Origin of the sequence: Bacteroides acidifaciens, from assembly GCF_024623065.1 — a bacterium.
In the GTDB taxonomy this organism is placed as follows: Bacteria; Bacteroidota; Bacteroidia; order Bacteroidales; family Bacteroidaceae; genus Bacteroides; species Bacteroides acidifaciens.
In genome coordinates, this window is record NZ_JANJZR010000108.1 from 1 (window position 1) to 10,411 (window position 10,411).

Annotated in this window: 7 protein-coding genes and 1 pseudogene; 2 read left to right on the forward strand and 6 right to left on the reverse strand. The window is 42.8% G+C overall.

Annotated features, from left to right (window positions below; translation table 11 throughout):
• Nucleotides 1-93 precede the first annotated feature (93 nt).
• Nucleotides 94-2,412: pseudogene (locus NSB03_RS18855) on the forward strand (helicase-like domain-containing protein); the annotation flags it as partial.
• Nucleotides 2,413-2,453: 41 nt separating this feature from the next.
• Here NSB03_RS18855 and NSB03_RS18860 read toward each other — a convergent pair.
• Nucleotides 2,454-4,859 (reverse strand): AAA family ATPase, encoded by a 2,406-nt coding sequence (locus NSB03_RS18860; RefSeq protein ID WP_227805431.1) that lies wholly within the window; start codon nucleotides 4,857-4,859, stop codon nucleotides 2,454-2,456.
• A 22-nt stretch (nucleotides 4,860-4,881) separates the two neighbouring features.
• A complete protein-coding gene (locus NSB03_RS18865; protein ID WP_257466576.1) occupies nucleotides 4,882-6,207 on the reverse strand; it encodes an ATP-binding protein in 1,326 nt (441 codons plus the stop codon).
• A 112-nt stretch (nucleotides 6,208-6,319) separates the two neighbouring features.
• Between NSB03_RS18865 and NSB03_RS18870 the strand changes: the two genes are divergently transcribed.
• Entirely contained in the window at nucleotides 6,320-6,472 is a 153-nt protein-coding gene (locus tag NSB03_RS18870) for a DNA methylase (RefSeq protein ID WP_128824505.1), read from the forward strand.
• A 455-nt stretch (nucleotides 6,473-6,927) separates the two neighbouring features.
• On the opposite strand, the gene NSB03_RS18875 is transcribed toward NSB03_RS18870, so the two are convergent.
• From NSB03_RS18875 to NSB03_RS18890, 4 genes are all read right to left on the reverse strand, one after another.
• Nucleotides 6,928-7,086: a hypothetical protein gene (locus tag NSB03_RS18875; protein WP_257466577.1), complete on the reverse strand. Its 159-nt coding sequence runs from the start codon at nucleotides 7,084-7,086 to the stop codon at nucleotides 6,928-6,930.
• A gap of 263 nt (nucleotides 7,087-7,349) precedes the next feature.
• Complete coding sequence (locus NSB03_RS18880; protein ID WP_024988629.1) at nucleotides 7,350-7,703, reverse strand: helix-turn-helix domain-containing protein; 354 nt, start codon at nucleotides 7,701-7,703, stop codon at nucleotides 7,350-7,352.
• 12 nt (nucleotides 7,704-7,715) lie between these two features.
• Nucleotides 7,716-9,761, reverse strand: a complete 2,046-nt coding sequence (locus NSB03_RS18885) for a bifunctional DNA primase/helicase (RefSeq protein WP_227805426.1) — start codon at nucleotides 9,759-9,761, stop codon at nucleotides 7,716-7,718.
• Nucleotides 9,745-10,089 (reverse strand): helix-turn-helix domain-containing protein, encoded by a 345-nt coding sequence (locus NSB03_RS18890; protein ID WP_024988630.1) that lies wholly within the window; start codon nucleotides 10,087-10,089, stop codon nucleotides 9,745-9,747. The genes NSB03_RS18885 and NSB03_RS18890 overlap by 17 nt, the downstream gene beginning before the upstream one ends.
• Nucleotides 10,090-10,411 lie beyond the last annotated feature (322 nt).

Sequence of the window (10,411 nt, forward strand, 5' to 3'; positions counted from 1 at the left end):
ACTATATTAAAATGCAACAAAATAAGAATCAGCAACTTGATGCGAAATTTAGGAAATTCATAAAAGTTCTGATAATGGCTCAAATCCGAAATTTTGGATTTGAGCCACCGGTTCAAGAACCTGACGTTCACCACCCGCCACGACCGTGTGGCAGGTCTGGGCAACAGCGAGGGAAGCCAGCGTGCGCTCAACATGCTGTTCGCCCTGCGTACTATCCAGCAGCGCACCGGCAAGGACTTGGGAGCCACCTTCCTGTCTGGAACCACCATTTCCAACTCGTTGACCGAACTGTACTTGCTGTTCAAGTATCTTCGTCCCAAAGAGTTGGAGCGTCAGGGGATCAACTCCTTTGACGCATGGGCGGCGGTGTTCGCCCGGAAGTCCGTCGATTACGAGTTCTCTGTCACCAACGAGGTCGTGCAGAAAGAGCGTTTCCGTTACTTCATCAAGGTTCCGGAGCTCGCCTCGTTCTATTCCGAGATTACCGACTTCCGTACCGCAGCCGACATCGGCATCGACCGTCCGAAGAAGAACGAGATACTGCACAACATACCCCCGACACCCGACCAGCAGGAGTTCATACGAAAGCTCATCGAGTTCGCCAAGACCGGCAATGCCACTGTATTGGGACGCCCGCCCCTGAACGAAAAGGAGGAGAAAGCGAAGATGCTCATCGCCACCGACTATGCCCGGAAGATGTCGCTCGACATGCGGCTCATCGACCCTCTGTCCTACGGTGACGATAAAGACAACAAGGCCACCCATTGCGCCGATATGATTGCGGAGTATTACAATAAATACGCCGGTCATAAAGGCACGCAGTTCGTCTTTTCGGACTTGGGAACCTACAAGCCCGACCAGTGGAATCCGTACAGCGAGATCAAGCGCAAGCTGGTGGAGGATCACGGCATCCCCGAAGACCAGATACGTTTCATTCAGGAAGCCAAGACCGAGAAAAAGCGCAAAGCCATGATCGAGGCGATGAACGAGGGAAAGATACGTGTCCTCTTCGGCTCTACTGAAATGCTGGGCACGGGAGTCAACGCCCAGAAACGATGCGTCGCCATCCATCACCTCGACGCACCGTGGCGACCTTCGGACTTGCAGCAGCGGGACGGCCGGGGTATCCGCAAGGGCAACGAGGTAGCCAAGCTCTATGCGGACAACAAGGTGGATGTGATCATCTACGCCGTGGAGAAGTCGCTTGACAGCTACAAGTTCAACCTGCTCTACAACAAGCAGCTTTTCATCACCCAGCTCAAGCAAAACAACATGGGTTGCCGCACCATCGACGAGGGAGGCATGGACGAGAAGGGAGGCATACCCTTCTCCGAGTACGTGGCAGTGCTCTCCGGGAATACCGACCTGCTCGACAAGGCACGGTTGGAGAAACGGATTGCCGGCATGGAAGGCGAGCGCAAAGCCTTCCAACGGGGCAAGGGGGAATCACGCATCAAGCTGGAAACCTTCTTGGCAAACCGGGCAAGCAACGATGACATCATCGCCCGTGTCAAGAAAGACAAGACCGCCATCGAGAGCCGTATGCAGTACGACAAGGAGGGCAATAAGCTCAACCTCTTGAAGATTGACGGCGTGGCAAGCGATGATCCGAAAGCGATTGCCGCCAAGCTCCACGAGATAGAGGACAGGGAACGCACGCACGGCCAGCCGAAAATCATCGGTTCGCTCTACGGTTTCGACATCCTTGTCAAGACCGACACCACCGTCAAGGACGGTCTGGACTTCTGCGAGAACCGTTTCTTCGTGCGTGGCGAGGGCAACTTCCTCTACAATTACAATAACGGCCGCTTGGCAGTCGACCCGAAAACCGCCTGCCAGAACTTCATCAACGCCTTCGACAGCATCCCCCGCCTGATAGAGAAATACACAAGGGACAACGAAGCCATTGAGAAGGAACTCCCCGTCTTGGAACAGGTTGTCGGGGAAGTCTGGAAAAAGGAGGACGAGCTGAAACAGCTCAAAGCCGCCCTTGCCGCCCTCGACCGCAAGATCCTACTCTCCCTCAAATCTGTGGATACGCAGGAAAAGAGCACCGACGGCGTGATCGAAGTCCTTCCGTCCCAACCGATAACGCCCAACGGACAAAATAACGCCCCCGCCGCCGTCGGCATACCCGCTACCGAAACTTCGCCCGGCACTCCCTCGCCGGACACTCTCCCCACACCGGGTACGCTCCCTGCCGAGCCTTATGTCCATCGGATGCCCGACTTCCTCACCGACAAACAGCGCACCCCGCCCAAGGTAAGCGAGATGCCCAAAAGCATCAGCATCAAAGAAGCGATGGGAGCACTTGGCGGCAAGCTCGTCATCGGAGGCATCCCCAAGCCCGGCAACAAGGATGATCCCGATCCTGACCAGCCCGAAAAGCCCAAACCCAAGCTGAAGTTATAAAAATAGAAGCGTCCCAAAAGCATAGTGGGACGCTTCTATTTTTACTCTAAATCAATATTTGGATCAACCTTTATGCTGTCACATAATGCACAATAATGTTCATTGTCTTTCTCTCTTATAATATATAAAATATGTTTTGCTACTTTTTCTGCTTCATTAACATCAACAGGTAAGGTTCCCCTATTTCCCCATGCTAAATGGGAATATTCATTGATCACTCTATTTACTAAACAAGGAATGTGATTGTCAAATAATTTATCTAAATTAGCCAAAGGGTTATCAGTATTAGGATATCTATAATATAAATAGCACTCTAAAAACTTTCGCATATTATTGGGTAGATTGTAAAAATGAGTGTATTGATTTTCTATCATCTTTGCTTTATCTCCTTTAGTTGTAACTTTTGCCATATTATAAATTTCATGAAACAAAAAATTATATTCGGTTACATAATCTTTTAAATAAGATGGCATCAATTTTAAGCAACTAATTGCCTCACTCATTTTTTTTCGTTTCTCAATTAAAAAATATTGAACCAAAGGTTTTCTGTTTACATCCATTGGTGAGGTTAATCTCTTTAAATACTTTAAGAAATCTAAATTATGTGTAGAAACAAACAATTGTCCATATTGCCCTTTTTTTGTAATAATAGTTTCAATAAGACTATACATAAAAAAGATATGATTATTATCAAGACTGGAAATAGGATCATCAATATATATTATCAGTCTATCATGATCTGCCCCATTCAATTCATCTTCTATTTTTGCAATAAAATAGCAGAAAGAAATTAGGCTGCATTCACCTTCACTCAAATTGTGAGCTTCTTTTTCACCTCGTTTTATTATAAATCTCGTTAAAGGTGTATTAGATTCAGTGATAAGTGCTGGCTCCAAAGTTAAACTATCATGTCCGAAAAAATCTGATAAATGTTCATTTATTCTTTTGGCAGCTTCTCCTTCATCTTTCGCTTCTAATTCTTTTGTTTGCTTTTCTCGTCTTAACTCTTCAACAGTCTTTATCAAATCATCAAGTTTTTTTTCCTCACTATTGATGCATTTTTCTTCGTTTTTCCAATCCTTACAAATCTTTTTATACTCAATTGTATTAATAAAAGATTGTATTTCAGAGTATCTTAATTCTTTTCGATAAATATCTTTATCTTTTGTAATAGTAGAAGATTTATCTTTGTTTTTCTGCAATAAAGAATTGAAGTGGTTAATTATTTCAATGATATTCTCCGAGCAATCAACGATATTGTTTATTTCCCTTGGAGTGAATATATCATTATATCTCTCTTGTAATTGAGAAATAAGAAGGTCTATTATATCTCTGTATTGGTCTATATATAGAGTCCATTCTTTGTAATATTGATTGTACTCATCTTGGAAAATCTCATAAATATTTTCCTGTTTTACTCCTCTTGTTTCGAGAAATCCATCAAGTGATTTCTTGGATCTTTCAAGTTTGTCAAGCAGTTCTTCAATACTTTTTTTTAGTTCCTCTGATTCCTTGCTAAAATGGGCATCTAATAATTTCCAACGATCAGGTGTAATAATTCCTCCACAAAAAGCACAGGTTTTCCTATTCTTATTAAGCACACGCCCTTTATCCACCCATTCTTGTAATAGAGTATTAGTTACTAACTCTTCAAGTGTTTGCGTTAAAACGATCTTACGTTTTAGAAGCTCTTGAACCTCCTTTATATATTCCGAGAGATGTGGCTTTGTTATAGGTAATGGTGCTATTTCCTGCTTTATAGATTCGTCTATTCTCTTTTTGCGAATGGCCTTCTCTTTTTCATCTATTATAAAACTCTTTTCAGAATCTATAATTTCATCAATTTCCGATTGAATTGTTTTAATATTATAATTAGTGCCTTGTTTTACATAGTAATTGTTTACTTTTATCTCTTTATTAGCTTTATTGGTTAGTAATGTCTGAATCTTTTCTTTAGCTTTAGCAAATTGTTGTTTTCTTTTTTGCAAGTTTTCTTCTATTTGCCACTTCCGATAAAGTAACCCTTTTTTTTCATCTATACCACCTAATTCTTCATTAATCTCAGTTATTCTTTTCTCGGCCTTTACGTTGTTAGAGCCCAATAATGTAAACGGTTTTATGTCGCCCTCTTCATTACTTAGCCAACTTAGATTTTCTCTGACAAAGTCTGTATTATACACTCTTACTTTATCAGAACAAACTAAATTTGTATTAGTTATAGTTGAATTATCAGTAGTTATAGCGAAAATGCCATTATAATAATTATTGTGTAACTGCTTCATTTCTATACAGCGAAATATTCGAGATAAAGTAGTTTTACCTGAATAATTTCGTCCATATATAATATTCATTTTACTAAAAATATGATTATTCTCTGTTCCAATATGTTGTTTCCAGCAATAATTTGAAAATAATCCAAATCTTTCAATATCTATTTTGGTAATCATAATGTTTAAATAGAATTTACATCTACATATCTTCCATAGAAAACAATCTGCTCTCTATCTCGTACTTAAACAAGACTTTCTTCCGTAATTCCTCTACTTTAAGCGCAAACAAATCCGGCTTGAAATTTTTGGATTGTCTTTTCACCTCTGCCACCAGAGCTTTTTTCTTTTCCGCATATAGTCCGACAATATCTATTTCATCCTGATCTTTATTATTCTTGCCTTGCCACCAAGAACCTATATCTGCAAATTCCTTGCTTTCCATCATCTGTTGGCAGAAATACATTTCCAGAGCCAAACCGGAGAATGTCGGATAATCCTTTTTTATAATATCTGCCAAGCGTTCAAAATTCTGTATCTCTATATAATTTTGATACTTGATAAAATACCGGAACCAGAAACGTAAAAACATATCTGAAACTTCATAACGGACGGTCTGAGAACCCTCTTTCGAGAGTATGGGTCGTTTCTTCTTTACCAGATCATAATCTTCTTCCAACCTCTTCAATTGTCCGCCCAGACTCATTCCACCCATAACCGCTTCCATTTCCGGTAGGGTGTTCTTACCATTGGAGATTGCCGATAAGATAGAAAAATAATTACCATACTTTTTCCCGAACTCCTGTATCAGTAAAGCCTGTCCCTCAGTCAGAAAGGATGAATCGGGTTGCAACATGAAATCGACCATGCTTTCCATGCTTGTACATCCATTGTCCATAAACTGCTCGATATACTTTGGGACACCGCCAGTAAAGGTATAGAGTGCCAACAAGTCATCTTTAGTATAGTCAGCCTTATGATCCGATATGATTTCTTTCAATACGGAAGTAGTAAAAGGAGCTAACTTCATGATACTGTCAGCACGGCCATACAGCGGTTCTTTTGAATCCCTGAAGATTTTATTCATAAGGGTATATACCGAACCACTCACGATAAGATTGACATGGCTCTGTTTCCTCAGTCGATCCCAAGTATCCTGCATCAAACTGTAAATCTCTTGATTTATGTAATAGAACTCCTGAAATTCGTCTATAACCAGATTATATTCCATCCGTGTTCCCAAATCCATTAAGAAGCGGAACATTTCTGCAAAGTTGGTAAGTTCCGGTACATAAATATCAAGTGCCTGCCGGATCTCGGAAGTAAAGCGTAAACAGAGATCTGCTTCATTGCTTCGGCTGACAAACAAGTACACCGTAGGAGTATCCTCGCAACTCTTGAATATAAGACTGGTCTTGCCGATACGTCGCCGACCGGTAAGTACAGTCATTTGGGAATGCACGGAAAAGGATACTCGGCGAACCTTTTCCAATGATGCTAACTCTTTTTCTCTATTGTAGAATTTCATATCCTTATCTTTTTATATTCGATTTCATCGCCGTAAAGTTTACCACTGTAAAATTTACGGCGGTAAACTTTATAAGCGATAGCAAAGTTACTAATAATTTTGAGAATATAATATGATTAAAGCACTGAAAACCCAAAAAGAGTGCAAAGAGGCAACGAGAACACTCGGTAGCAAGTTTGTCATCGAAGACATCCTCAAGCCCGACAACAAGGACGACCCCGATCCTGACCAGCCCGAAAAGCCCAAACCTAAGCTGAAATTATAGTCCCTATAACCGAAGCCATAAAGACAATTCCATCTCGCCAGCTTTCATGAAATAGCGGAGTGAGGTTTATACTATACAGACAATCGAAATTTTACCACCGTAAATTTTACGGCGGTAAAATTTTAGTATTCTCGGAACTGATTTACTATCTCGGTCCTATAATCTATCTCCATTAAAATAAATCATATGGTCTGGATTCTCCGCTATTCAAACTTCGGTTTCCCATGCAATATCAGCCACATGTTTCTTGAACTCGGATCTGTCAGGAAAGCAGTAACATATACTTTTCCCGCTTTGCTTTTTAGATATATACTATCCGGTATTGACTTTTCAATCGTATCAGGACGCTTTTCATGTAAGAAATATTCCAGTTTTTACGCCACAAAACTGGAATATTTTAGAGTTAGCATCTATACCTTCTAATGGCACAAAATCATAATTTACAATAGTCATTGTTACAATGCGAATGAAGCAATGGATTTGAACTTCTCATAAACTTTCTTTGCGGTTTCTCTCTCTTCCTTACTTTCAGGTTTGAGATTTGCCATTTTTTCTGCAAAGCGTTTTGCATCCTTACCGGTTACGACCGGAGTCTCTTTAATTGGTCGAGCCATAGCATCTACATGATTAATACTACACCGCAAAGATACTATTTCTTTCATTATAAGATGATAACCAGCCTATTTTTAAATAAATACATAAAAAATGATACCCCTCCAGACCTCCGTCCTTTGGGATATCACCATTCGAACAAGAAAAGAAACTTCATCCTGTTTCACAACAGTATGAAGCCATTGCTATGACAAACATCAATACGCAGTTGGGGATTTCCTGCCTCACGGCAGTAGTTTCACTGGTACAAAGCAAAAACATAGACTTATTCTTTCGGCAGCGGATAGTTCTCGGACAGCTTGTCCTCACGTGCCTGCCGTTTTATCTCGTTCTCGTCGAAGTTATTACGAATGAACTCGTGCAAGTCCGATTCCTTGTAATATGTCTTGTGATATATCGAATAGAACTTCAACACCCCGTTATTCCGGTATCGTTGCAGCGTGCGTTTGCTGATACGCAGCAACAGGCATACTTCCTGATTATCGTACAGACGCTCTCCGTTCAGGTAGTTCAGGTGCTTTTCCCTCGTTTCTGCCTTGTCCAGCTTCCGGGAGATGCGGTACAGCTCACCCATGATACGTTCCATCCATGCTTCAAATTCCGTTTTATCTACTAACATATGCTTTCCTCCTTAAAAATTCCCGGTAACATAATAGCTCTGGTTATCGGATGATTTCAGAATGATTTCTTTCTCACGCATGAACTTGATGTAACTTTTCGCTGTACGCTCCTTCACCTCCAGTATCGACTGGATTTCTTCCGCAAGCTCCACATAGGTGACAAGACGCTTTCGGCTGAACACCTCTTTGGCTACCGCTACAAGCTCATCCTCTTTGCGCTTATCCTTTTCTTCTTTCGGCTTTTCGCCCAGATAAACGTGCATGGCCTTTTCCTTGTCCCACGAAAACTGCATGATAGGCACGTCCAGCGGACTTCCATCCCTTACTTTCAGAGCCTTCACCACCGATACGGCCGGATCGTTGTCCTTCTCTATGGAAAGGATAGCCGCAGCCTTCCGCTGCAACTCGCTTCCTAAATGTCCCCTCAGTTTCAATCCATTGGGGATGAAATGCAATACCGTAACGATACACGTCTTATAGATACCGGCCAGTCGATACAGTTCTTCCACGACGGCTATGCTCTCCGCTTCATCGTTGGCACATTTTATCAAATCCGCAATCCCGTCTATCACCACCAGATGGACACCGCCATATTGATAATGGTATTTGTCCAAGCTCTGGATAATGGAAAGTAGACGTTCTTTCCGGCTCATTCCCGTAAGGCAATATGCCTTGAACCATTCCGGCATCGCCTCACGTTCGCAACGCCGCAGCAGGTTGCTGATATTTTTATATAGCTGTACTTCACTTTGTTCCGTGTCATAGAACAGTACCGCTTTGTTCTTGCTGTTTTCGTGGAGCGTAACGCCCAGCGCATCCACATCCGTTCCGGAGGGACGGATAGCACCGGCAATCAACGCCGCCACATAGTTACTTTTCCCCGTGCCTTCTCCGCCGGTGACACAAAGCAGGTTGCCTTGAGTTCCGAGAGGCACGTCATTCACCGACACGATCATTTGTGCGATGGGAGGAGGGTTGTTGAAATCCACCTCGCAGGATTTTAATGCCGACATGGTTTCACTGTATAAAGTTTCCAGATAGTCCAGAAAAAGTTTGATCAAGTCCTCACGGCTGTTCCCCAGCATAAAATAGTCCGATACATCCTTCTCCGTCTTTGTACCGGCAAGCGGGAGCAACAACCGTTTAACTCCGTATTCTTTCAGTTCTTCTTCACGCTTCGCCGAGCTTTTCAGCCCGGTGCTATCCACATCATAGAGGAGGATGATATGTTTGAACCGGAACGAGAGCCGATGTATGACAGTCACAGGGATAAAGGCTGTTTCCGAGTTGAAACAAATCGCATGGAAGCCATGAGCCGCCAAGCTCATCACGTCTTTTTCCCCACCTGTGATGAAGAGCAGATCCCCTTTTGTCGGCAGCTGTTCCAGCCCGAAACAATAGTTATCTCCAAAATCACCGGCATACAGGAAGCGCATTTGTGAACACGGACGGTACACCTTGATATGCTGTTTACCCATATACCCGAACATCGGCTCATCGCCACTTGTCATGCAGGAAAAAGGCTTCCTTTCCTGATTTTCACTGCTGAACTTCTTTAACGATACCGTCCGGTATGCCTTCAGAACATTTTCCCCGATACCCGATTTACCCCAGAAAGCAAGTTCCGCAGCCGTAAAGGGCTTTTGCACGACAGTATAAGGTCGGACACTTTTCACTTTCGGCTCTTCCGATACCACTTCGTTCTTTTGGGGCACTTTGCTATGGCTCACATGATATTCCTCATGTGAGGACAACCCTAAATGCAGGTCACGGTTTATTATCTCCATGATCTCGACAAACTCTTTAGGCTCCTTGCAGCTAAGGCCGTTCAGCCTGCCCACCAGCTCAAAACAGTCCCCCGAATAATCCTCGTTCCCGAAATCCTTCATTTTAAACACGCCGGCCTTACGTTCATAATAAATATTGCACGAAGCCTTCGTATCCTTATAAAAAGGATTCAGGAAGTTCTTTCCCACCTTGAAGTCCACCGGCAGGTAATAGCGGAATACGGAAACACCCTTTTCCGTCATTCTCAGTATATCATCCTTTCTTATCATTGCCGGTTCTCATTAGGTAGTTCTTGCGAAAATCCTCCAATGTCTGGGGTCTGCACCGAATGGTACGCTCTTCCAGACAACGTTCGACCTCTGACAGCTTATACATACACCGACCACGCAGCATGGAGTAGCTGATCAGGTTTTCATCTCTCAGGCGTTGCAATGTACGTGTACTGATACCCAACGCTTCCGCCAGTTGGTTGCTGTCCAGCCAAGCCTCCTTTTTTTCTTCTGAAGGCAATTGCGCTTCGGCTACATACCCGGCGATCTTTTCAATCTTGCTCACAAGCGATTTATACGCTTCACTTTCAATTGTAATAACTTCCATAACAAACTTAATTTTCAGTGTTTGCCGCAAAAGAAGAACAATAAAAAGAGTTGGAAGGTATAGTACACGTGTAGTACACCATGATTTTTATGTATTCCAGATTAAATAAAATGGTGATTGTGTCGGTGAGCGTTTTATCATCTCTAAATAGCCCATATATTCAATATCAACATGCTTATTGAATAAAAAACATCTATTTTATTCAGTACAGTGATTTAATTGAATAAAGAGGGCAACGTCCGCCCAGGTCGAGTAGGTCTGGGCATTTCAGCCCAAACCTCTCACAGAACCGTACGTGAAAGTCTCCCCTCATACGGCTCCT

Excerpts from the sequence above, each read along its gene's own strand:
- NSB03_RS18880 (WP_024988629.1), bottom strand. The coding sequence starts at position 7,703 with ATGTTAGTAGATAAAACGGAATTTGAAGCATGGATGGAACGTATCATG.
- NSB03_RS18860 (WP_227805431.1), bottom strand. The coding sequence starts at position 4,859 with ATGATTACCAAAATAGATATTGAAAGATTTGGATTATTTTCAAATTAT.
- NSB03_RS18885 (WP_227805426.1), bottom strand. The coding sequence starts at position 9,761 with ATGATAAGAAAGGATGATATACTGAGAATGACGGAAAAGGGTGTTTCC.
- NSB03_RS18875 (WP_257466577.1), bottom strand. The coding sequence starts at position 7,086 with ATGGCTCGACCAATTAAAGAGACTCCGGTCGTAACCGGTAAGGATGCA.
- NSB03_RS18890 (WP_024988630.1), bottom strand. The coding sequence starts at position 10,089 with ATGGAAGTTATTACAATTGAAAGTGAAGCGTATAAATCGCTTGTGAGC.
- NSB03_RS18865 (WP_257466576.1), bottom strand. The coding sequence starts at position 6,207 with ATGAAATTCTACAATAGAGAAAAAGAGTTAGCATCATTGGAAAAGGTT.
- NSB03_RS18870 (WP_128824505.1), top strand. The coding sequence starts at position 6,320 with ATGATTAAAGCACTGAAAACCCAAAAAGAGTGCAAAGAGGCAACGAGA.